Source organism: Actinomadura sp. WMMA1423, assembly GCF_006547145.1.
GTDB lineage: Bacteria > Actinomycetota > Actinomycetes > Streptosporangiales > Streptosporangiaceae > Spirillospora.
The window spans coordinates 4,897,032-4,919,308 of record NZ_CP041244.1; the positions used below are offsets into that span (position 1 = coordinate 4,897,032).

The following is a 22,277-nucleotide window of genomic DNA, read 5'->3' on the forward strand; positions in this document are numbered from 1 at the left end:
CGTGGGCCAGAGGGATGGCGAGCGCGGGAGGCGACGTGGAGCAGTGGGCGGGCCGGGCGACGACGATCCGGGTGATCGGTGCCGGGGCGATGGGGCGCGGGATCGCGCAGCTCGCCGCGGCGGGCGGGCTGACCGTGGAACTGGCCGACATCCGGACGCAGGCCGTGATGGAGGCGGTCGAGTACGTCCGCGGCATGTTCGACAGGCTCGCCGCGAAGGGGCGCATGGCGGCGGGCGACGCGGAGGCGGCGAAGGAGCGGCTCCGGGCGGTCGGCGAGCCGCTCACCCCGTTCCAGGACTGCGATCTCGTCGTGGAGGCCGTCCGGGAGGACATGGAGACCAAGCGGGAGCTGTTCAGGTCCCTGGAGAAGGTCTGCCCGGCGCACACGGTCCTCGCCACCAACACCAGCTCGCTGCCGGTGACGGCGATCGCCGCCGCGCTGGACGACCCGTCCAGGGTGGCCGGGCTGCACTTCTTCAACCCGGTGCCGCTGATGAAGGTCGTCGAGGTGATTCCGGGGGCGCGCACGGCCGGGTGGATCCCGGATGCCCTCGCCGACCTGGTGAGGCGTCTCGGCCACACCCCCGTGCTCGCGCCTGACGCGCCCGGCTTCCTCGTCAACCACGCTGGGCGCGGCCTCGTGACGGAGGCGTTGCAGATCCTCTCCGAGGGAGCCGCCGAGCCCGCCGACATCGACCGCATCGCGCGGGACGTCCTCGGGCTGAAGATGGGGCCGTGCGAGCTGCTCGACCTGACCGGGATGGACGTGTCGCACCCGGTGATGGAGTCCATCTGGACGGGCTTCTACACCGAGCCGCGTTTCCGTCCGTCGAGGATCGGGCGGGCGCGCCTGGAGGCCGGTCTGCTCGGCCGTAAGACGGGCGAGGGCTTCTACAAGTACGTGGACGGCGCCAAGCAGGAGCCGCCGGAGGTGACGGTGCCCGCTGTGGAGCCGCGCCCCGTGTGGGTCCACCCGGACGTGCGTGAGGAACTGGGCGCTCTCCTGTCCACAGCGGGGGTCGAGGTTGAGTCCGGGGACGAACCGTCAGGCCAGGCCGTCGTGCTTGTCGCGCCGCTGGGGCGGAGCACCGTCGACGCGGCCGCGGGCCTCCCGCTGGAGCGCACCTTGGGCGTTGACCCGTTCGGTGACTTCTTCACCCGCCTGACCGTGGCCGTCCACCCCGGTCTCGACAAGGACGCCGGACGCGCCGGGCTCGCCGCCCTCTCCGCCACGGGACGCGCCATGACCGTCGTACGCGACGCCCCCGCCCCCGTGGCCCAGCGGCTGCTCGCCTCGGTCGTGAACGTCGGCTGCGGCATCGCCGAGCAGCGGCTCGCCCGCCCGGAGGACATCGACACCGCCGTCCGCCTCGGCCTCGGCTACCCGCGAGGGCCGCTGGAGTGGGGCGACAACGCGGGCGCCGAGCGCGTCCTCGCGATCCTGCGCGGCCTGCACGCGTCCACCGGCGACCCCCGCTACCGTCCGAGCGCGTGGCTGGCCGAGCGCGTCGCGCTCGGCCGGCCCCTCACCGAGACGGGCACCGTCCCTTCCGACCTGCTCGCCTAGTGCCTCAGCCGGTCGGCTCGACGGGATAGGCGGGGGCCTTGTCCGTCCAGCCGTAGGAGACGAGCGCGCTGTAGGAGAAGACCGTGCCGGGCTCGGCACCGCGCGACAGCCTGCCCGGCTTCACCAGCACGGACTCCTGGGCGAGGAGCCGTCCGCTCGCCGGATCGATGATCAGCCGCTCCTCCACGACGGCGTCGTCCGCGCGGACCTGCCGGGCGACGCCGTCGCCGCGCCGGCCGAGCGGGTCGGTGACGGATCCGAGTGTGCGGATGCCCGGGGAATCGGCGAGCAGCCGGTACATCGCGGCGCGCACCCCCGGCCGCACCGGCGCCGCGCCGATCTTCTGCGCGTTGCTCATCAGCCATTCGGCGGAGTCGACACGGCCCGGGACCTGGTCGAGGGCCCGGTCCAGGAACCGCCGGAGACTCTGCGGGTCGGCGGGCAGTCCGCGCACGTCGGGCGCCGTGGCGCCCTCCCAGTCGGCGAGCCGGAACGCCTCCCCGCCCTTGACCTTCGACCTCGTCCAGGGGGTGGCGCCGTCCGCGGCCGTGCGGTGCGGCGACGGCCGGACGGACGCGCCGGGCCCCGGGGACACCACGGGGCCGCCGGCGGGCGCGGGGCCGAGGTCGCGGAGGCTGACCCGGCGCCCGCCGACCCAGGCGTGCCTGCCGGGGCCGGCGTCCCAGAGACCGATCTCCCGGACGGAGTAGTACTCGCGGTCGCCCATGATCATCTGGCCGCCCTCCCTGGTGACGGCCGACCAGTACCGTCCGTGGCCGGCCGGGGCGCCCTCCGCCTTGGTCGCCGCCGCCAGCAGCACGGTGCGGGCCGACACCGGGGACGCGGCGGGCCGGTCGGGGGCGCGCGGGGTCGTACCGGACGACAGGACGACCGCGCCCGTGACGGCGGTGGCGGTGGCGACCAGGCCGAGGCCGCTCCACAGGCCGGGACGGCGCCAGGCCCGGCGCGCCGGCCGCTCCGGGGCGCGCATCCCGTTGAGGAGGCGGTGGCGGACGGCGGCCTCGCTCTCCTGGGTGGGCGGTTCGTCCAGCATCGTGGCGATCATCTGGAGTTCGTCCATGGTCACAGTCCTTCCGTGTGGGCGGGCAGTGCGGCGCGCAGCTTCCCGCGCGCGCGGTTGAGGCGGGAGCCGACGGTGCCGTACGGGATGCCCAGCACGGCGGCGATCTCCTCGTGGGAGAGCTGGGCGAGGGCCTTGAGCAGCACGACGTCGCGGTCCTTGCGGGAGAGCCCCGCCAGCGCCCGGGCGAGCGACGGCTGGAGCCGTTCGGCGGACACCGAGGTCGCGACGCGGTCGTCGTGGCCGCCCGGATCGCGGCGCGGCGGCGGAAGGCGGCGAGGAAGGCCTCCGCCACGACGTCGTCGGCCGCCTGCGGGCCGAGGCGTCCGGCGACGTAGCGGTGGACGTCGGCGTAGTACCGGTCGTAGACGGCGGTGAAGCGGTCGCCGTCGCGGACGGACGCGGCGAGCAGCTCCGCGTCCGTCGGGGACGTGTCGGGCGGGGACGTGCCGGGCGGGGCGGTCACTCGGCCACCCCTTCCATGGGGTCCGGCATGAAGCACCTCCGGGGGATTGGTCGTCACTTCTACTCCGCTCGGCCCCCGGGTCGCTTTCACGCGGGCTCGGCGGCCTTCCCGGCGGCGGGCGCGGGGACCGGACGGCGCGCGCGCACGACGAAGGCGGCGAAGAGGGCGGCGGCCAGCATCACGGCGCAGGCGGCGAACGAGGCGGCCGACACCGCGTGGGCGAAGGCGTCGCGGGCGGCATGGGCGAGGCCCGGGTCGCCGGCCGCCAGGGCCTCGCCCAGCGAGTGGCGCGCCGCCGCGGGGGCGGTGCCCGGCAGGTCGCGGGCGTAGACGGCGGACACGACGCTGCCGAGGACGGCGACGCCGAGCGCGCTGCCGAGCTCCTGGCCGGCGTCGTTCACCGCCGAGCCGACCCCGGCCTCCTCGGTGGGGACGGCGGCCATGAGCGTGCTGTAGGCGGGCGGCGTGCCGAGCCCCGCGCCGAAGCCGAGGACGACGAGCCCGGCGGCGAGCGCGCCGTAGCCGTCGTCCGGCCGGGTCAGCCCGAGGGTCAGGAACCCGGCCGCCATCACGCAGAACCCGGCGACGAGGGCGGGACGGGCACCGGACCGCGACTCCAGCGACGCGCCGAGGCCGTTGCCGAGCGCGGCGGAGACCGCGACCGGCAGCAGCGCGAGCCCCGCCTTGAGCGGGCCGTAGCCGTGCACGAACTGGAGCAGCTGGGTCAGGGCGAACAGCATCCCGGCCAGCGCGAACCCGAACAGCGCGATCATGGCCGCGGCCCCGGAGAAGTCGCGGTCGCGCAGCAGGCGCAGGTCGAGCATCGGCTCGGGCACGCGGTGCTGCCACGCGGCGAACAGGGCGAGCGCGGCGGCGCCGGCGGCCAGGCCGCCGAGCGTGCGGGCACCGGTCCAGCCGTGCGCGGGACCGGAGATGACCGCCCACACCAGCGCCGACATCCCGGCCGTGGACAGTACGGCGCCGGGGACGTCCGGGCGGCGCCGCGGACCGCGCGACTCGGGGACGAGGACCAGCAGCCCGGCGACGGCGGCCGCCGCGACGGGCACGTTCACCAGGAAGACCGATCCCCACCAGAAGTGCTCCAGCAGGAACCCGCCGAGCGTCGGCCCGGCGGCGAGCCCGACCATGGACGTCGCACCCCAGATGGCGAAGGCCTTGGCGCGCTCGTCCGGACCGAACACCTGCGCCATGATCGACAACGTCCCCGGCATGAGGAACGCGCCGCCCACGCCCATCAGCGCCCGCATCGCGACGAGCTGGGCGGGGCTCTGCGCGAAGGCGGCCAGCAGGGACCCGGCCCCGAACAGCGCGAAGCCGATCAGCATCGCGCGGCGGCGCCCGTGCCGGTCGCCGAGGCTGCCCGCCGTGATCAGCAGGCCGGCGAACACCAGCGAGTAGGCGTCGATCACCCACTGGACGTCGGACGTGGTGGCGTCCAGGTCCCGCAGCAGGGACGGGATCGCCACGTTGAGGATCGTGTTGTCGACCACGACGACGAACAGGCTGAGGCACAGCACGCCGAGGATCTGCCGGCGCCGCGGATGCGGGGCGGGTGATGCGTCCATGAGCCCTCCACTTTCTCGTACAGTGTTCGAGTTGTCTCGCACACTGTACGAGTTAACTCGCACAGTGTTCAAGTGCCGGTACCCTGTACGAGATCGAGGGAGGGCAGGGCGATGGCCGAGGAGAGCAGGGCGCCGTCCGTCTGGGTGCGGCCGGAGCGCGCGCGGCGCGCCCAGCCCGCCCTCAGCCGGACGCAGATCGTCGACGCCGCGCTCGACCTGCTCGACGCCGAGGGCCTGGACGGCCTCAGCATGCGCCGCCTCGGCACCCGCCTGAACTCGGGCGCGACGTCGGTGTACTGGCACGTCGCGAACAAGGACGAGCTGCTGGAGCTCGCCCTCGACCGGGTCATGGCCGAGGTCGCGGTCCCGGCCGGGGAGGACTGGAGGGCCGCGGCGACCGGCTACGCGCGCAGCCTCCGCGCGATGATCCACCGGCATCCGTGGACGGTGACGCTGTTCGGCGGCCGCCCGATGATCGGCCCGAACGCCACCCGGGTCCTGGCCGAGGTGCTCGCCGCGTTCGGGTCCGCCGGGTTCACCGGCTTCGACCTGGAGTACGCGTGGTCGGCGGTGGTCGACTACGTCATCGGCGCGGCCGGGAGCGAGGCGAGCTGGCAGCGCGGCCAGCCCGACACGTCCGCCGCGCAGTGGGTCGAGGACCTCGGCCCCTACCTGGCCCGGCTGGACGGGGAGCACCCCGGGCTCGCGTCCCACATCCGGGAGATCTGGATGAAGGAGACGGGCGACGTCCTGGAAGGCCGCTTCGCGTTCGGGCTCGCCTGCGTCCTCGACGGGCTGGAGGCGCGCCGGCCCCCCGCCCGGTAGCGGACGGGGGGCCGGCGGCGGCGGGGAGCGGGTCGCGGCGGGTCAGAAGGGCAGCTCCGCGGGCGGCTTCGGCCTGGTGTCCGTCCAGCGCGGCGAGCGGTCGGCCTCGTAGGAGATGACGAAGCCCGGCTTCATCTCCGCGTACGGGCCGCCCGGCTTGGTGAGCTGGTCCACCAGGGCCAGCAGCGCGCCCGTGCGCTCGTCGAAAATGATCACGTCGCGGGAGGCGTAGGTCCCCTGCTGGGCCTTCGGCGTGCCGAACTCGCCGGTCTCGGTGGAGGTCCGGTCGGAAGTGGCCAGCGCGACGCCCCGACGCCCCAGCGGGTCCGTGACGCGGCCGATCGCGCGGATGCCCGGCTGCGCCGCCAGAGCCTTGATCAGGCCTGAACGCACCTTCGACGACACCGGAGCGGACAGGAGCGCCGACGTCCGGCGCATCTGCATGCGGGGGACGACACCCTCCTTGAGCTTCCTGCCCCCCGACGCCTTCGGGTTCACCGCCCGCTCCATCTCCGCGGGGCTGAGGAGCTGGTCGGCGAGCTCGGCCGGGGCGGTCGGCAGGTTCCGCAGGTCCCCGAGCGAGGCCCCGCCGCGGCCCATGCCGTAGAACCTCCCGCCGCCCTTCGGGTCGACGCCCACCTCGGGCCCTTCGGACCGCCACCCCGTCGCCCTGGTGGTGTAGGTGGCGTAATGGTCTCCCGACCAGACGCGGATGGCCGACGGCGAACCGGCCCTGCGCCACAGGGCCTCGTCCCGCGGGGTCTGCGGGCGGGCCGGAAGGTCGCGGTCGTAGTACGCCTCCCCCATCCCCTTCCTGGCACCTGCCCAGTGGAACATCTCGCTGTGCGCACCGAAGATCGCGTACGTACCGGTCTCGGCCCGCACGACGTAGGCCTGCCCGCTGAGCCTCTCGGTGGACCAGTAGTTCCCGGTCGGCTGCTCGGCGGCCCTGTCCGCCGCCACGAGCACCGCCTGCTTGTCCAGGTCGACGGTTCCGGGGGGCGTGCCGGGCGGCGACCCCGGCGAGCCCTGCCCGGTGACCGCGACGGCGACGGCCGCCGCCGTCCCGGCCGCGAGGAGCCCCGCGCCCAGCCAGACCGGCCGGCCGAAGCGCCGCCGTCCCGTCCTGGACGGCCGCACGCGTCCACCGCCCGGCGCCATCGCGTCCTCGAGCCTCGCCAGCGCCCGCGCCGACGCCTCCGCCGACGGGGGCGGCGGCTCGCCCAGCAGCCGCCGGACCCGGGCCGTCTCGTTCATGTCGATCTCGTTCACGCGGGCCTCTCCTCAACGATCAGCGCGGGGTGGGTTCCGCCGAGCGACTCCCTCAGGCGGCGCCGGGCACGGTGCAGGCGGGACGCGACGGTGCCGGTCTTGAGGCCGAGCGCCTCCCCGACCTCCTCGTAGGTCAGGTCGGCCAGCGCCACCAGCAGCAGGACGTCGCGGTCCCCGCGCGGCAGCCGGGCCAGCGCGTCGGCGAGGTCCGCGCCCGCGCCGCCGGCCGTGACGCGCGCCGCGACCCGGTCCTCGTGCCCGTCCTCGACGTGCTCGGCGTGCGTGCGCGCCAGCGCCCGGTAGCGGCGGCCCTCCGCGCGCCGGTGCAGCCCGATCAGCCGGGTCGCGATCCCGTACAGCCACGGGCGGACCGTCCCGCGGTCGGGGTCGAACCGGCCCCGCTTGTTGAACGCGGCGAGGAAGGTCTCGGCGGCGATGTCGTCCGCCGCGTCGACGCCGAGGCGCCGCGCCGCGTACCCGTGGATCGCGGGGAAGTGGCGGTGGAAGATCTCCGCGAACGCGGCGGGCTCGCGCCGCGACCGGACGATCGCCTCCGCGTCGCGGGCGTCGGCGCCGGACGCGACCGGCACCGCGCGGGGCCGCGACCCGGGATCCGGCGGGGGGTGATGGGCCATGGGGGTGATCCTCGTCGTCGGGGGAGTGCTCGGACACCCGGTTCTCAACCGCTCCCCCGATCACCCTTCACGCGCGACGCCCCCCGCCCCGGTGTCAGGGGCGGAGGGCGTCCACGACCTCAGGTCAGAGGGAGAGCGGCTACCGGACGCGGTACGCGCGGACCACGCGCTGGTCGACGCCGCTGCCGCCCGCGTCGTTAGCGGTGACGCGCAGCGACACCGCCTGCCCCCTGACCGGCGCCGGGAGCGGAGCGCTGAACCGTCCGCCGCCGAGGGCCTTCACCTGGACGCCCTGCCAGGTCCGGCCGTCGTCCACGGACGTCCAGAACCGCAGACCGCTGACCTCGGCCTCGCCCGAGCCCGCCATCCGCGCGACGGTGAGCACGGCGGGCTCCCCGGACGGCTGGTTGCGCAGGTCGAGGTTCAGGTCGTAGTCGACGAGGAGGAGCGGGAGGCCGGCGCTCTCGTGGCCGCGCGGCTCGCGGGAGCGGAACGTCCAGGACGTCGACGTGCGGGTCGACACCGGGAGGACGGCCGACGCGTCGTTCTCGTACGTCAGCCGGTACTCCGCCTCCTTGGACGGGACGGTGAACTCGCCGTACGGGCCGTCCTTCTCTCCGACCTTCGCGTCCCCCGCGAACAGCTCCATGTGGCCCTTCACCTCGTGCAGGCCGCAGTCGAAGCCGTCCGGACGGGTCTGGAGGTCGACGAGCGCGACGCGCATGCTCCGCCCGGTGCGGGCCGCGGGGTGCCGGGCGCAGTCGCTGGGCGTGATGCCGGTGCCCGAATAGGGTCCGGGACGCAGCGGTTGGCGGCCCCAACGGGTGGAGACCAGCTCGCCCGGCTTCAGCTCGCCGAAGGGTCCCTGGTCCACCCAGAACTCCTCGCCGAACCGGACGAACCCCTCGTCCATCCACAGCTGGCCGGGGCCGGTCGAGACGTAGTCGGTCCGGGACGTCCCGGGCTCGACATCACCACTCCCTTCGAACGTCAGCAGACCCTCCGGGCTGAGGCCGTAGCGCTTCTCACCCATGGGAGTGCTCGGGTCCCCGTCGAACGCGGCGAACCGCTGGTCGACGCGGGCCATCCGCTTGAGCTCGGCGCCGGTGACCACGTGCGTCAGGTCGGCGGGGATCCCGCCGACCAAGGGGTGAACGACGTCGTAGACCGTGCCCGGCGCGGTCAGCCGGTGGTTGGTGTAAGCGCGGAACGTGCCGATCTCCACGCCGTCCATCGGCTGGGCGTACACGGGCGCCTTCGCGGGGTCGAAGGAGTACGCGCTGTACCACCACAGCCCCTGGCCCGCGTCGCGGACCATGTCCGCGGACAGCATCGCCTGCTCCGTCTCGACGCCCTCGACGCGCGCCCCGGCCGGCACGGCGGCGGCGCCGTCCAGCGTGACGGTCGTGGGCCCGTCGACGACCACCTCGGGATCGCCGGCCAGGGCCGAGCGCCAGTCGCCGGTGTCGTCCACGTTGCCGAGGACCGCGTAGCGGCCGTCCGGGACGCGGACCTTCGCCGTTCCGGTGGCGTCCACCCACTCGGAGAACAGCGCCATGTCGGTCAGGTCGACCACCGTGGCGGAGGCGGAAAGATCCTCGTGGGCGGTGCCGGGCAGCGGCGTGGCCTTGATCGTGAGGTCGTGCGACGGAGGCTCGACGTAGAAGGTCACGGGGGTTTCGAGATCGGCGCCGCCGCCCGTGGCCTTCACCACGGCCGTGTACAGGCCTGGACGGTCGGCCAGCTCGGCCGCGTCCACGGTCAGCGTCGCCTCCCCCGTGCCGCCCGCCGGGACGTCCACGCCGGACGGGACGCTCGCGGCGCCGTTCACCGCGTGACCGCGACGGTCGACCACCTCCACGCCCAACCGCATGCGGACGGGACCGGGCGCCTGGGACGTCCAGGCGAGCTTCGTGGACAGCGCCCCGTGCTCGGGGAACCGCGACGTGCCGAGGTCGACGATGCTCTGCGCGGCGAGGACCGGGCTGGTCGCGGCCTCGCCCGCGTCGACGCGTCCGGCACCGCGCTCGTAGGCGTCACCGCCGGTCGCGGGGTCGGCCGTCCCGACGAGGGCGGCCTTGAGGCGGGACGGCTCCCAGTCCGGGTGCTTCGCGGCGAGCAGCGCGGCGGCCCCTGCGACATGCGGCGTGGCCATGGACGTACCGGACGCCTTCGTGTAGCTCGGCCCGGTCGGGGTCCCCATGGCGGTGCCCTCGGCGCGGGCCGCGACGATGTCGACGCCCGGCGCGACGATCTCCGGTTTGGCGACGTGCCCGCGCGGCCCCCTGCTGGAGAACTCCGCGAGCCGGTCGCGGGCGTCGACCGCGCCGACGGTCAGCGCGGCGTCGGCCGTGCCGGGCGTGCCGACCGACCCGACGAGGCCCTCGTTGCCCGCCGCCACGACGAACAGCGACCCGTACCGCTTCGTCAGGTCGTCCAGCGCCAGCGAGACGGGGTCGGTGCCGTCGGTGGGCCCGCCGCCGAGGCTCATGCTGACCACGTCGGCGCGCGGCGCGGCCCACTCCATCCCGGCGATCACGCTGGAGTCGGTGCCGGAGCCCTCGTCGTCGAGCACCTTGCCGATCAGAAGGGCCGCGTCAGGGGCGACGCCCCTGCGCTCCCCGTGGGAGGCGGCGCCCGCTCCGGCGACGGTCGAGGCGACGTGCGTGCCGTGCCCGACCCGGTCGGCGGTGTCGGGCGACTCGGAGAAGTTCCTCGTCTCGGTTATCCGCCCCTTGAGGTCGGGGTGGCCGGCGTCGACCCCCGTGTCGAGGACGGCGACCTTCGCCCCCTTGCCGGTGTACCCGGCGCGCCAGGCCTCGGGCGCGCCGACCTGCCGCAGGTTCCGGTCGAGCCGGCCGGTCGCGGTCGGGGCGGCGGGCGGGGCGGCGGGAGCGGTAGGGGCGGAGCTCGCCTTGATCTTGCCGTCCAGCCAGATGTGCCGGATGCCGCCGGTGGCCTTGGCCGAGGGCATCGCTGCCAGCGCTTCGCCGAGCAGGCGCGCGTCGCCCTTGGGCTGCCGGGCGGCGACGGCGCCGATGCTCGGGAGCTCCCGCGTCGTGTTCAGCGTCCCGCCGAGCGCCTTGCGGGGGCTGGTGCCCGCGGCCTGCTGCACGATCAGCGGCAGGTCGCGGCTGCGGGCGTCGTCGTATCCCTGCGCGATGAGGGCGGTGACGTCGAACAGCCCGGGGTCGATCACGCGGCCGACCAGCCCGGCGACGTCGACCGGGGTGACGACGACGTGCCCGTCCGGACGGATCTCCTTGCGGAACGCGTGCTTCTCCCGGCCGCGGGCGGGGATCACCGACACCATCGGGGGCCTGCCCTCGACCGTCCGGACGCCGACGACGTCCCCGGTGAGCAAGGTCACCTTCCAGGACCCTCCGGGATCCAGGCCGCCCGCCGGCGGCGCGGCGTGGGCGGGCGGCGGGACCGCGGCAAGCGCCCCGGCCGTGAGCAGGATGCCGAGCAGGGCTCGGCTCCGGCGTCTGTGCTTCATCGAGTCTCCTCTGCAGGGCCGCCCCCGGATGGACGGTCGCTACTGATCAGCCGGAGCGGCCTGCCGCCTTCGCGGCGGAGGACCCGATGGATCCCGTTCTCCCGCGATGCTCGGGAACCGGAATAGGGCGCTCACTCGTCCTGTTGTAGAGGTCGTCAGCAAAGTTGAGTCCGGTCGACTCAAGTCATTTGACAAGAACGAGGATGCCGGGCAACCTTGCGGGCAGAAGACTCAACCGGCCGCGCCTCGGGGGCGACCGGGGCTGCGATACCACCGGATACGACGGAGGACGAGAAACATGGCACGTGCGGTCGGCATCGACCTCGGGACGACCAACTCGGTCGTCGCGATCCTGGAGGGCGGCGAGCCCACCGTCATCGCGAACGCGGAGGGGTCGCGGACCACGCCGTCCGTCGTCGCCTTCGCCAAGAACGGCGAGGTCCTGGTAGGCGAGGTCGCCAAGCGCCAGGCGGTGACCAACGTCGACCGGACCATCCGGTCGGTCAAGCGCGAGATGGGCACCGACTGGAAGACCAAGGTCGACGACAAGGACTTCAACCCGCAGCAGATCAGCGCGTTCGTGCTGCAGAAGCTGAAGCGGGACGCCGAGTCCTACCTGGGCGAGACGGTCACCGACGCGGTCATCACCGTGCCCGCCTACTTCTCCGACCACCAGCGGCAGGCCACCAAGGAGGCCGGCCAGATCGCGGGCCTGAACGTCCTGCGCATCATCAACGAGCCGACCTCGGCGGCGCTGGCCTACCACCTGGAGAAGGAGAACGAGGCCACCATCCTGGTCTTCGACCTCGGCGGCGGCACGTTCGACGTGTCCCTGCTGGACGTCGGCGACGGCGTGGTCGAGGTGAGGGCCACCAGCGGCGACAACCACCTGGGCGGCGACGACTGGGACAACAAGGTCGTCGACTGGCTGGTCGAGCGGTTCAAGAACGCCAACGGCGTCGACCTGTCCAAGGACCGGATGGCGCTGCAGCGGCTCCGCGAGGCCGCGGAGAAGGCGAAGATCGAGCTGTCCGGTTCGTCCGAGACGCAGATCAACCTGCCCTACATCACCGCGTCCGCCGAGGGCCCGCTCCACCTCGACGAGAAGCTCACCCGCGCCGAGTTCCAGCGGATGACCGCCGACCTGCTCGAGCGCACCAAGGCGCCGTTCCAGCAGGTCCTGAAGGACGCCGGCATCTCGGTGAACGAGATCAACCAGGTCGTCCTGGTCGGCGGTTCCACCCGGATGCCCGCGGTCTCCGAGCTGGTCAAGGAGCTGACCGGCGGCAAGGAGCCGAACAAGGGCGTCAACCCCGACGAGGTCGTCGCGATCGGCGCCAGCCTCCAGGCCGGCGTGCTCAAGGGCGAGGTCAAGGACGTCCTGCTGCTGGACGTGACCCCGCTGAGCCTCGGCATCGAGACCAAGGGCGGCATCTTCACCAAGATCATCGAGCGGAACACCACGATCCCGACCAAGCGGTCGGAGACGTTCACCACCGCCGACGACAACCAGCCGTCCGTGGAGATCCAGGTCTACCAGGGCGAGCGCGAGATCGCCGCGTACAACAAGAAGCTCGGCACCTTCCAGCTCACCGGCCTGCCCCCGGCGCCGCGCGGCGTCCCGCAGATCGAGGTCACCTTCGACATCGACGCCAACGGCATCGTGAACGTCAGCGCGAAGGACCAGGGCACCGGCCGCGAGCAGTCGATGGTCATCACGGGCGGCAGCGCGCTGCCCAAGGACGACATCGAGAAGATGATGCGCGACGCCGAGCAGTACGCCGAGGAGGACCGCAAGCGCAAGGAGGAGGCCGAGGTCCGCAACCAGGCCGACACCCTCGCGTACTCGACCGAGAAGTTCCTGCGGGAGAACGACGAGAAGGTCCCCGCGGAGCTGAAGACCGAGGTGGGCGACGCGGTCGCCGAGGTCAAGAAGGCCCTTGAGGGCACCGACGTCGACGTGATCAAGAGCAGCGCCGAGAAGCTCGCGCAGGTGAGCCAGAAGATGGGCGCCGCCATGTACGCGCAGAACCCCGAGGGCGCCCAGGCCGGCGCCGAGGACCACGGGCCCACGGCCGGCGCCCAGGGCGGCGAGCCGCAGGACGACGAGGTCGTCGACGCCGAGATCGTGGACGAGGACAAGCCGAAGGAGGAGGGCCGATGACCGCAGCGAAGCGAGGATCTTCGGCCCTCCACCCCGGGGGTCTGGGGGGCGTCCCCCAGAAGGGCGGTGCATCGTGACTTCCTCTCCCAATGAGGGTGAGGAGAAGGAGGGCCCGGTGATCCGCGACAAGCGGCGCATCGATCCCGAGACGGGGGAGGTCCGGGAGCGGGCGGGGAAGTCCTCGCCGGCCCCGGAGGCCCCGGCCGACGGGGGCGCCAAGGCCACCGACGAGGAGGTCTCCTCACTGAAGACGCAACTGACGGAGCGGCTCGCCGATCTCCAGCGCCTGAAGGCGGAGTACGACAACTACCGCAAGCGCGTCGAGCGCGACCGGGTCGCGGTCCGCGAGCAGGCCCTCGGGCAGGTGCTGTCCGAGCTGCTCCCGGTGCTGGACGACATCGGCCGGGCCCGCGAGCACGAGGAGCTCACCGGCGGGTTCAAGTCCGTCGCGGAGAGCCTTGAGGCGGTGACCGGCAAGCTCGGTCTGGAGCGGTTCGGGGAGAAGGGCGAGCCCTTCGACCCGGTCGTGCACGAGGCGCTGATGCACTCGTACTCGGCGGAGGTGACCGAGACGAGCGTCACCGACGTCCTCCAGCCCGGGTACCGGATCGGCGAGCGGATCCTGCGGCCCGCCCGCGTGGCGGTGGCCGACCCCGCCCCGGACTCCGGGGACGGCGAGCCCGGCGGCGAGCCGGGCGAGGCGAACGACGAACCGGGCGAATGATCCTCAGGGGGCCCGCCCGAAGGGGCGGGCCCCGCAGGGGCCTGAAGACATGTGGCAAGTGGCGATAGCAGAAGGCGGGGCGCCGTGAGCACCAAGGACTACCTGGAGAAGGACTACTACAAGGTCCTCGGTGTCGCGAAGTCGGCCTCGCAGGAGGAGATCAAGAAGTCCTACCGGAAGCTGGCCCGCAAGTACCACCCGGACGCCAACAAGGGCGACGCCGAGGCCGAGGACCGCTTCAAGGAGGTCTCCGAGGCCTACGACGTCCTGTCCGACGAGAAGCGCCGCAAGGAGTACGACGCGGTGCGGTCGATGCCGGGCGGTTTCCGCGGCCAGCAGGGCGGCGGCTTCGGGTTCGACCTCGGCGACATCTTCGGCCAGGCGGGCGGCGGGACGCAGACCGGCGGCGCGGGAGAGCGCATCGGCGACCTGTTCGGCGGCCTGTTCGGCGGGCGCGCCGGCGGCGGCACCCGCACGGCGGGGACGCGGCGCGCGCGGCGCGGCGCGGACGTCGAGACCGAGGTGACCCTGTCGTTCGGCCGCTCGATGAACGGCGTCACCGTACCGATCAAGCTGACCAGCGAGGCGGCCTGCAACAGCTGCCGCGGGACGGGCGCCAAGGCCGGCACCGTGCCGCGGGTGTGCCCGAACTGCGAGGGCACCGGGCACGAGACCCGCAACCTCGGGAACTTCGGCTTCCAGGAGCCGTGCAAGGAGTGCCGCGGCCGGGGCCTCGTCGTCGACGACCCGTGCCCGACCTGCCACGGCAGCGGCCGCGCGACCGGCACCCGGACCATCCAGGCCCGCATCCCGGCGGGCGTCGCGGACGGGCAGAAGATCCGGCTGAAGGGCAAGGGCGCGCCCGGCGAGAACGGCGGCCCGGCAGGCGACCTGTACGTGCACATCAAGGTGCTGCCGCACGCGGTGTTCGGCCGCAGCGGCGACAACCTGACGCTGACCGTGCCGGTGACCTTCCCCGAGGCGGCGCTCGGCGGCGAGATCAGGGTGCCGACCTTCCAGGGGCAGCCGGTCACGCTCAAGCTGCCCGAGGGCACGCCGAACGGGCGCAAGTTCCGCGTCAAGGGCCGCGGCGCGCCCCGGCGCGACGGCACCAAGGGCGACCTGCTCGTCACCGTCGACGTGCACGTGCCGCAGAAGCTCGACGAGCAGGCGCGCGAGGCGCTGGCCAAGCTCCGGACGGCGGGCGCGGGCGACGACCTGCGGGCCGACCTCCTCCAGCAGGCCAGACAGGAGTGATCTTCATGGATCCCTTCGGCGACGACACCCCGGTCTACGTGATCTCCGTGGCGGCGCAGCTGTCCGGACTGCATCCGCAGACGCTGCGCACCTACGACCGGATGGGCCTGGTGTCCCCCGGCCGGACGGCGGGCCGGGGACGCCGCTACTCCATGCGGGACATCGTGATGCTCCGCGAGATCCAGCGGCTCTCCCAGGAGGAGGGCATCAACCTGTCCGGCATCAAGCACATCCTGGAGCTCCAGCGCGACAACGTGCGGCTCCGCGAGGAGCTCGCGAAGGCGCACGCCGCGCTGGAGGAGCTCGCGAACGAACTCGAGTCGACCCGGGCGGTCGCGGCGCGGCTGGCGCAGCAGCGGCGGCACGGGGAACCGAGCGGCACTCCCGGCGCCGACCTCGTGCCCATCAGGCGTACGAGCGTGGTCGTCTGGCACGAGCGCAACTCGGATTGAAGAAGCAGTTGTCGGGGGTCTGGGGGGTGTCCCCCAGATGTGACAGAGCAGTTGTCGGGGGTCTGGGGGTTGTCCCCCAGATTGACAGCGCAGTTGTCGGGGGTCTGGGGGGTGTCCCCCAGATGTGACAGAGCGGTTGGTGGGGGGTCGTCCCCCCAGAAGGAACTGAACCACGGGGTGGGGCGATGGACTACAAGCTGACGCAGAAGAGCCAGGAGGCGGTCTCGATCGCGGTCCGCAGGGCCGCGGCCGAGGGGCACCCCGAGGTCGAGCCGCAGCACCTGCTGGTGGCCCTGATCGGGCTGCCGGACGGGACGGCGGTGCCGCTGCTGGAGGCGGTCGGCGCCGACTGGCAGGCGGTCCGCAGGCGGGCGGAGGAGCAGCTCGCGGCGATGCCGAAGGCGCAGGGGTCGACGGTGGCGACGCCGCGGCTGTCCGGCCAGCTCCAGCGGTCGGTCAACACGGCGGCCAACCGGGCGAAGCAGCTGGAGGACGAGTACGTCTCCACCGAGCACCTGCTGGTCGGGTTGGCGGCCGACGGAGGCCCGGCGGCGGGCCTGCTGAAGGAGTTCGGCGCGACGCCGCAGGCGCTGCTGGAGGCGTTCGAGAAGGTGCGCGGGCACGCCCGCGTCACCAGCGAGAACCCCGAGGGCACCTACCAGTCGCTGGAGAAGTACGGCGTCGACCTGACGGCGGCGGCGCGCGACGGCCGGCTCGACCCGGTCATCGGCCGCGACTCGGAGATCCGCCGGGTCATCCAGGTGCTGTCGCGCCGGACGAAGAACAACCCGGTGCTGATCGGCGAGCCCGGCGTCGGCAAGACGGCCGTGGTCGAGGGCCTGGCGCAGCGGATCATCGCGGGCGACGTCCCCGAGTCGCTGCGCGGCAAGAGCCTGATCTCGCTGGACCTCGGCGCGATGGTCGCGGGCGCGAAGTACCGCGGCGAGTTCGAGGAGCGGCTCAAGGCCGTCCTGAACGAGATCAAGGAGAGCGAGGGGCGGGTCGTCACGTTCATCGACGAGCTGCACACCGTCGTCGGGGCGGGCGCGGCCGAGGGCGCGATGGACGCCGGCAACATGCTGAAGCCGATGCTGGCCCGCGGCGAGCTGCGGATGATCGGCGCGACGACGCTGGACGAGTACCGGGAGCGGATCGAGAAGGACGCCGCACTTGAGCGCCGGTTCCAGCAGGTGTTCGTCGGGGAGCCGTCCGTCGAGGACACGATCGCGATCCTGCGCGGGCTGAAGGGCCGGTACGAGGCGCACCACAAGGTGCAGATCAACGACTCGGCGATGGTGGCGGCGGCGACGCTGTCCGACCGCTACATCACCTCCCGGTACCTGCCCGACAAGGCGATCGACCTGGTGGACGAGGCCGCGTCCCGGCTGCGCATGGAGATCGACTCCCGGCCGGTCGAGATCGACGAGCTCCAGCGCGCCGTGGACCGGCTGAAGATGGAGCAGATGAACCTGGAGAAGGAGACCGACGAGGCGTCCCGGCAGCGCCTCGAACGGCTCCGCGCCGACCTCGCCGACCGGCAGGAGCAGCTGAGCGGCCTGAACGCCCGCTGGGAGCGGGAGAAGGCCGAGCTGAACCGGGTCGGTGAGATCAAGGAGCGGATCGACCAGCTGCGCGGCGAGGCGGAGCGGGCCGAGCGCGACGGCGACCTGGAGACGTCCTCGCGGCTCGTCTACGGCGAGATCCCTGCGCTGGAGAAGCAGCTGGAGGAGGAGGCGGAGGCCACCGAGACCCGCGACACGATGGTCAAGGAGGAGGTCGGCCCGGACGACGTCGCCGACGTGGTCGCGTCCTGGACGGGCATCCCGGCGGGGCGGCTGCTCGAAGGCGAGACCGCCAAGCTGCTGCGCATGGAGGACGAGCTCGGCCGGCGGCTGATCGGGCAGCAGGCCGCGGTCCGCACGGTGTCGGACGCGGTGCGCCGCGCCCGCGCGGGCATCTCCGACCCCGACCGCCCTACCGGCTCGTTCCTGTTCCTCGGCCCGACGGGCGTCGGCAAGACCGAGCTGGCGAAGGCGCTCGCGGAGTTCCTGTTCGACGACGAGCGGGCGATGACCCGCATCGACATGAGCGAGTACTCCGAGAAGCACAGCGTCGCCCGGCTGGTCGGCGCGCCGCCCGGATACGTCGGCTACGAGGAGGGCGGGCAGCTCACCGAGGCCGTCCGGCGCCGCCCGTACTCGGCGGTGCTGCTGGACGAGGTGGAGAAGGCGCACCCCGAGGTCTTCGACATCCTGCTCCAGGTGCTGGACGACGGGCGTCTCACGGACGGCCAGGGCCGCACGGTCGACTTCCGCAACACGATCCTGATCCTCACCTCCAACATCGGGTCGCAGTTCCTGGTCGACCCGACGATGGAGAACGGGGCCAAGCGGGAGGCGGTGTGGAACGCCGTCCGGAACTCGTTCAAGCCGGAGTTCCTCAACCGCCTGGACGACGTGATCCTTTTCGACGCGCTGTCGACCGACGAGCTGACCCGCATCGTCGACCTCCAGGTGGACCGCCTGGCCGACCGCCTCGCCGACCGGCAGCTCACGCTGCGGGTCACTCCCGCGGCGCGCGAGTGGCTGGCGCTGACCGGCTACGACCCGCTGTACGGGGCGCGCCCGCTGCGCCGCCTCGTGCAGACGGCGATCGGCGACCAGCTCGCCCGCGAGCTGCTGTCCGGCGAGGTCCGCGACGGCGACGAGGTGGTCGTCGACCTCGACGAGGCCGCCGACAGCCTGACCGTCCAGCCGTCGAGCGGGCTGACGCTGACGAAGTGACGGACGCGCCGGCGCCATGGCCGGAGGGGCGGCCCCGGGGGTTGCGAAACCCCCGGGGCCGCCTTGGTGTGCCGTCCCGCCGGCGTGGGTGTGGGCGGCGGGACGGCGCGTCAGATCTCGAGGTTCTCCTCGATCTCCCGGAGCCGGTGGCGGGCCAGCGCCAGGTTGCCGCGGTTCCGGTCGAGGGCCAGGTAGAGGAACAGGCCCTTGCCCTTGCGGCCCGTGACCGGCCGGATGATGTGGTACTGGCTGGAGATGCTGATCAGGATGTCCTCGATCTCCTCCTGGATGCCGAGCTGGTCCATCGTGCGGAGCTTGGCGCGCACCACCTCGGTGTTCCCGGCGGCCGCGACCTGGAGGTCGAGGGTCTTGGAACTGCCGAGCTGGCCGAGGGCCATCCCGCTGTTGTAGTCGACGACGGCGACGCCGATGGCCCCGTCGATCGACATCATGTCCTTGAGGGCGAGGTCGAGATTGGACATGGTGCTCCCCTTTCGTTCGTTGTCATGAGCGGCGCGTACCTGTGAGGTGCGCGGCGATGGCGCGGGCGGCGGGGCGCGACTCCAGGTGGAGGCGCCCCACGTTGACGTCCGGATCCGCGAGGACGGTGAGGGACGCGGTGGGGCCGGCGGCGTAGATGACCACGTAGCCGTCCACGCCGCGGATCACGACCTCGTGGAAGGCCCCGCCGTGCGCGGTCTGGGCGATCCGGTGCGCGAGGGACAGTCCCGTCGCCGTCACGGCCGCCATGCCGGACGGTTCGACGGACTCGTGCAGGTCGTGCGCGATGAGCAGCCCGTCCACCGAGGCGACGAGGCTGCCCTCCAGCTGCGGGACGCGGGCCCGGAGCGACCTCAGCTCGGCCGCCACCGCCTGTTCCCTCGCCCGCGCCGCCCGCGCCTGCTCCGCCGTCCGCGCGGCCCCGGCCGGCGTGCCCGCCGTGGCCGCCCCCGCTCGTTTCGCCACCTTCGTCAGCCTTTCGATCAAGTGAGCCACTCGGTCCCCCGCACGGTCAGCGGAGCTCCACCAGCGCCGCGTGGAGCCGGACGAGCAGGTCGTGGTCCGCCGGTGCCCAGTCGGCGGGAAGCTCCTCGCGGACCGGCGGGGCGGGCGTCCCGTCCGGCGGGTCGGTCCGCACCAGCGACGCCGCGGCGAGCCCGCGCACGGCGAGCAGGCAGCCGAACACGGTCCGCCCGAGCTCGCGGGCGAGCTGCGCCGGGGTGCGCACCCCGTCGGCGTTGAGCAGGATCTCCGCCTGGACGCCGGTCAGGATGACGCGCTGCCGCCCGACGCGCCGGACCGGCACGACCGGCGCGGTGTCCACGCTCGCGTCGGGCCAGGCGGCGTCGAGGAGGGCGCGGCGGCGGCGCTGCTCGTGGACGAGCGTCGCCACGGTGATCTTCCCGGGGCCGCCGCTCGGCGGTCCCTCGGTGAACACCGGCTCGGCGTCGGAGGCGAGGAGGAGGCAGGCGGCGTCGAAGGTCGCGAGCAGTGCCGAGAGCTCCGGGTCCGGGCCGCCCGGCGCCGCGCCGGGTTCCGGCGCGTGCCGGCTCTCCGCGCGGGTGACGGCTCCGCGGTCGACGTGGAACGCTCCGTCGCCGCCCACCCGGAGGATGCCGGTGGCCTTCTCCCGCTCCAGGGCGGCCAGCACGCCGCCGACCCATCCCGCGTTCGCCCGCGCCACGCCGTTCGCCTGCACTGTGTCATTCGCCCGCGCCACGCCGTTCGTCCGCGCCACGTGATTCGCCCGCGCCAAGTCATTCGTCCGTGCCACGTGATTCGCCTGCGCCATGTCATCCGCCCGCGATCTCGCCGACGAGGTCGCGCATGCGCAGCCGGGCGAGCGCGATGTTCCCCTTTTCCCGGTCGAGCAGTAAATGGACGAATAGATGACCGTCGAGATTCGCGCCCGTAAGGGCCAACAGGTGATATCCGCCCGTTCCGCAAACGATGATCTCCTCGACGTCGTCTCCCGCCGCGGTGGCGCTGAGCGCCGGCGTCGCCAGCACCGCTCGCACCACATCGGTCGCCCCTGCCGCGTCTTCGTGCTGGTCGACGACGTCCTCCCGGCCTGCCGCCGCCACCGCGAGCCCGCTGGCGCAGTCGACCAGCGTGACCCGGCGCGCCCCCGGAATGGTCATCATCGACGCGAGGCACTCGTCAATGCCCAAGCCCTTTTCCCCACCCGCATGAGAGTTGCATGAGAGTTGCAAGGACTCGACCATAGCCAGAACTTTGCCGCCAGCAACACCAATCAGTAAATTTCCCGCGACAATCATGAATGGGGTATAAATACCACCCGATATGACCACCGGTCAGGCTCGGTGCAAGGCTCTCTCCCCCGAATCGGCTCCTTCCGCGCCGCCGGTTCGGGGTCGTCCGCAACCGTCAGTCCGGGCGCCGGACCTCGGCGAGGCGGCGCGCCAGGTAGCGCCGGTCGGCCTCGGTGCGCGCCAGGGCCAGGGCCTTGCGGTAGGCCTCGGCCGCCTCGCCCGTCCGGCCGAGGCGGCGCAGGAGATCCGCCCGGGTGGCGTGGAGCAGGTGGTAGCCGTCCAGGCCCTCGATGCGGTCGACCAAGGCCAGGCCCGCCAGGGGGCCGTCCGCCATCGCCACCGCGACGGCGCGGTTGAGCCGGACGACGGGCCCGGGGCTCATCCCTTCGAGCCGTCCGTAGAGGGCGGCGATCTGCGGCCAGTCCGTCTCGGCCGCCGTGCGGGCGGTGGCGTGGCACGCGGCGATGGCCGCCTGCACCTGGTAGGGGCCGGGCTCGCCGCGCCGGAGGGCCTCGTTCACGAGCGCGACGCCCTCGTTGACCGCCGCGTGGTCCCAGCGGCGGCGGTCCTGCTCGTCCAGGGCGACCAGGTCGCCGGACTCGTCGGTCCTGGCGGCGTGCCGGGAGTGCTGGAGCAGCAGGAGCGCGAGGAGCCCCGCGACCTCCGGATCGCCGGGCGCCAGGTCGTGGAGGAGGCGGGCCAGGCGGATCGCCTCGGCGCAGAGGCCGGCGCGCACCGGGTCGGCGCCCTCGGTCGCCGCGTACCCCTCGTTGAACAGCAGGTACACCACGCCCAGGACGGACGCGGTGCGCTCGCGCAGCAGGTGCGGGGGCGGCACCCGGTACGGGATGCCCGCCTCGCGGATCTTGCGCTTGGCCCGGACGAGCCGCTGCGCCATCGCGGGCTCGGCGACCAGGAACGCCCGCGCGATCTCCCCGGTCGTCAGGCCGAGGACCGTGCGCAGCGTGAGCGCCACCCGCGCCTCGACCGGCAGCGCCGGATGGCAGCAGGTGAAGACCAGCCGGAGCCGGTCGTCGGGCAGGCCGTCCCGCTCGGGCGGCTCCTGCGGAGCCTGCATCGTCCCCAGCTCCCTCAGCTTCGCGGTCTCCGTGGCGCCGCGACGGATCCGGTTCAGCGCGTGGTTGCGGGCCGTCGTGGTCAGCCACGCGCCCGGCCGGCGCGGCACCCCGTCGAGCGGCCAGCGTTCGAGGGCGCGCGCGAACGCCTCCTGGGCGCACTCCTCGGCGAGGTCCCAGTCGCCCGTCATTCGGATGAGGGTCGCGACAACCCGGCCCCACTCCTCGCGGAAGGCCGCCGCGACCGCGTCTCCCGCCTCCGTCAGTCCTCCTCGAACGGCCACAGGGGCCGCACCTCGATCGAGCCGTACCGCGCCGACGGGTGCCGGGACGCGACCTCGACCGCCTCCTCCAGGTCGGCGCACTCGATCAGGTCGAAGCCGAGGATCTGCTCCTTGGTCTCGGCGAACGGCCCGTCCGCCAGCAGCGTCTCGCCGTCCCGAACACGAACGGTCGTCGCGGTGTCGGTGGGGCGCAACCGGTCGCCGATCTTCCGGACGCCGCGGCCGTCCATCTCCTTCACCCACGCCTCGGTGTCGGCCCGCATCGCCGCCTGCTCGTCCGCCGGCAGCTCCGCTCCCTCGACTCCGCAGATCATCATCAGGTACCGCATCGT

18 protein-coding genes and 1 pseudogene are annotated in these 22,277 nt (G+C 73.4%); 7 read left to right on the forward strand and 12 right to left on the reverse strand.

Annotated elements, in window-relative coordinates:
* The first annotated feature begins 35 nt into the window (after window positions 1-35).
* On the forward strand, window positions 36-1,568 hold the full coding sequence (locus FKD65_RS22635; protein ID WP_141579386.1) for a 3-hydroxyacyl-CoA dehydrogenase: 1,533 nt from the start codon (window positions 36-38) through the stop codon (window positions 1,566-1,568).
* A gap of 4 nt (window positions 1,569-1,572) precedes the next feature.
* On the opposite strand, the gene FKD65_RS22640 is transcribed toward FKD65_RS22635, so the two are convergent.
* From FKD65_RS22640 to FKD65_RS22650, 3 genes and pseudogenes are all read right to left on the reverse strand, one after another.
* Entirely contained in the window at window positions 1,573-2,649 is a 1,077-nt protein-coding gene (locus FKD65_RS22640; protein WP_141579387.1) for a CU044_5270 family protein, read from the reverse strand.
* Between the two features lie 2 nt (window positions 2,650-2,651).
* A pseudogene (locus tag FKD65_RS46655) lies at window positions 2,652-2,897 on the reverse strand (RNA polymerase sigma factor); the annotation flags it as partial.
* Between the two features lie 304 nt (window positions 2,898-3,201).
* Window positions 3,202-4,701: an MFS transporter gene (locus FKD65_RS22650; protein WP_141579388.1), complete on the reverse strand. Its 1,500-nt coding sequence runs from the start codon at window positions 4,699-4,701 to the stop codon at window positions 3,202-3,204.
* 111 nt (window positions 4,702-4,812) lie between these two features.
* Here FKD65_RS22650 and FKD65_RS22655 point away from each other — a divergent pair, with 111 nt between their 5' ends.
* A complete protein-coding gene (locus FKD65_RS22655; protein ID WP_141579389.1) occupies window positions 4,813-5,526 on the forward strand; it encodes a TetR/AcrR family transcriptional regulator C-terminal domain-containing protein in 714 nt (237 codons plus the stop codon).
* Window positions 5,527-5,568: 42 nt separating this feature from the next.
* Here FKD65_RS22655 and FKD65_RS22660 read toward each other — a convergent pair whose 3' ends face one another.
* The 3 genes from FKD65_RS22660 to FKD65_RS22670 all read right to left on the reverse strand — a co-directional run bounded on the left by FKD65_RS22660 (window position 5,569) and on the right by FKD65_RS22670 (window position 10,932).
* Window positions 5,569-6,798 carry a CU044_5270 family protein gene (locus tag FKD65_RS22660; RefSeq protein ID WP_141579390.1) on the reverse strand — a complete coding sequence of 410 codons (1,230 nt, stop codon included), beginning with the start codon at window positions 6,796-6,798 and terminating at the stop codon, window positions 5,569-5,571.
* On the reverse strand, window positions 6,795-7,433 hold the full coding sequence (locus FKD65_RS22665) for an RNA polymerase sigma factor (RefSeq protein ID WP_141579391.1): 639 nt from the start codon (window positions 7,431-7,433) through the stop codon (window positions 6,795-6,797). Before FKD65_RS22665 ends, FKD65_RS22660 begins: the two co-directional genes overlap by 4 nt.
* A gap of 139 nt (window positions 7,434-7,572) precedes the next feature.
* Complete coding sequence (locus tag FKD65_RS22670; protein WP_141579392.1) at window positions 7,573-10,932, reverse strand: S8 family serine peptidase; 3,360 nt, start codon at window positions 10,930-10,932, stop codon at window positions 7,573-7,575.
* Between the two features lie 298 nt (window positions 10,933-11,230).
* Here FKD65_RS22670 and dnaK point away from each other — a divergent pair, with 298 nt between their 5' ends.
* From dnaK to clpB, 5 genes are all read left to right on the forward strand, one after another.
* Window positions 11,231-13,096: a molecular chaperone DnaK gene (gene dnaK / locus FKD65_RS22675; RefSeq protein ID WP_141579393.1), complete on the forward strand. Its 1,866-nt coding sequence runs from the start codon at window positions 11,231-11,233 to the stop codon at window positions 13,094-13,096.
* A gap of 115 nt (window positions 13,097-13,211) precedes the next feature.
* A complete protein-coding gene (gene grpE, locus FKD65_RS22680) occupies window positions 13,212-13,820 on the forward strand; it encodes a nucleotide exchange factor GrpE (RefSeq protein ID WP_240809547.1) in 609 nt (202 codons plus the stop codon).
* Between the two features lie 84 nt (window positions 13,821-13,904).
* A complete protein-coding gene (gene dnaJ, locus FKD65_RS22685; RefSeq protein ID WP_141579395.1) occupies window positions 13,905-15,077 on the forward strand; it encodes a molecular chaperone DnaJ in 1,173 nt (390 codons plus the stop codon).
* 5 nt (window positions 15,078-15,082) lie between these two features.
* The gene (locus FKD65_RS22690) at window positions 15,083-15,529 is read left to right on the forward strand and encodes a heat shock protein transcriptional repressor HspR (RefSeq protein ID WP_141579396.1); all 447 of its coding nucleotides are present in this window, start codon (window positions 15,083-15,085) and stop codon (window positions 15,527-15,529) included.
* 185 nt (window positions 15,530-15,714) lie between these two features.
* The gene (gene clpB, locus FKD65_RS22695; protein ID WP_141579397.1) at window positions 15,715-18,312 is read left to right on the forward strand and encodes an ATP-dependent chaperone ClpB; all 2,598 of its coding nucleotides are present in this window, start codon (window positions 15,715-15,717) and stop codon (window positions 18,310-18,312) included.
* 110 nt (window positions 18,313-18,422) lie between these two features.
* Here the strand turns inward: clpB and FKD65_RS22700 are convergent, their stop codons facing one another.
* The 6 genes from FKD65_RS22700 to FKD65_RS22725 form a co-directional block, all read right to left on the reverse strand.
* Complete coding sequence (locus FKD65_RS22700) at window positions 18,423-18,794, reverse strand: hypothetical protein (RefSeq protein WP_141579398.1); 372 nt, start codon at window positions 18,792-18,794, stop codon at window positions 18,423-18,425.
* Window positions 18,795-18,816: 22 nt separating this feature from the next.
* The gene (locus FKD65_RS22705; RefSeq protein ID WP_205718223.1) at window positions 18,817-19,278 is read right to left on the reverse strand and encodes a roadblock/LC7 domain-containing protein; all 462 of its coding nucleotides are present in this window, start codon (window positions 19,276-19,278) and stop codon (window positions 18,817-18,819) included.
* Between the two features lie 46 nt (window positions 19,279-19,324).
* A complete protein-coding gene (locus FKD65_RS22710) occupies window positions 19,325-20,032 on the reverse strand; it encodes a hypothetical protein (RefSeq protein WP_141579399.1) in 708 nt (235 codons plus the stop codon).
* Window positions 20,033-20,105: 73 nt separating this feature from the next.
* Entirely contained in the window at window positions 20,106-20,483 is a 378-nt protein-coding gene (locus FKD65_RS22715; RefSeq protein ID WP_240809548.1) for a hypothetical protein, read from the reverse strand.
* 217 nt (window positions 20,484-20,700) lie between these two features.
* Entirely contained in the window at window positions 20,701-21,945 is a 1,245-nt protein-coding gene (locus FKD65_RS22720) for an RNA polymerase sigma factor (RefSeq protein WP_368367127.1), read from the reverse strand.
* Entirely contained in the window at window positions 21,924-22,274 is a 351-nt protein-coding gene (locus FKD65_RS22725) for a YciI family protein (protein ID WP_141579400.1), read from the reverse strand. Before FKD65_RS22725 ends, FKD65_RS22720 begins: the two co-directional genes overlap by 22 nt.
* Window positions 22,275-22,277 lie beyond the last annotated feature (3 nt).

Bases quoted from the DNA above. Each gene is read 5' to 3' on its own strand.
- FKD65_RS22655 (WP_141579389.1), top strand. From the start codon at position 4,813: ATGGCCGAGGAGAGCAGGGCGCCGTCCGTCTGGGTGCGGCCGGAGCGC.
- FKD65_RS22670 (WP_141579392.1), bottom strand. From the start codon at position 10,932: ATGAAGCACAGACGCCGGAGCCGAGCCCTGCTCGGCATCCTGCTCACG.
- FKD65_RS22700 (WP_141579398.1), bottom strand. From the start codon at position 18,794: ATGTCCAATCTCGACCTCGCCCTCAAGGACATGATGTCGATCGACGGG.
- FKD65_RS22725 (WP_141579400.1), bottom strand. From the start codon at position 22,274: ATGCGGTACCTGATGATGATCTGCGGAGTCGAGGGAGCGGAGCTGCCG.
- dnaK (WP_141579393.1), top strand. From the start codon at position 11,231: ATGGCACGTGCGGTCGGCATCGACCTCGGGACGACCAACTCGGTCGTC.
- FKD65_RS22690 (WP_141579396.1), top strand. From the start codon at position 15,083: ATGGATCCCTTCGGCGACGACACCCCGGTCTACGTGATCTCCGTGGCG.
- FKD65_RS22650 (WP_141579388.1), bottom strand. From the start codon at position 4,701: ATGGACGCATCACCCGCCCCGCATCCGCGGCGCCGGCAGATCCTCGGC.
- FKD65_RS22640 (WP_141579387.1), bottom strand. From the start codon at position 2,649: ATGGACGAACTCCAGATGATCGCCACGATGCTGGACGAACCGCCCACC.
- FKD65_RS22665 (WP_141579391.1), bottom strand. From the start codon at position 7,433: ATGGCCCATCACCCCCCGCCGGATCCCGGGTCGCGGCCCCGCGCGGTG.
- clpB (WP_141579397.1), top strand. From the start codon at position 15,715: ATGGACTACAAGCTGACGCAGAAGAGCCAGGAGGCGGTCTCGATCGCG.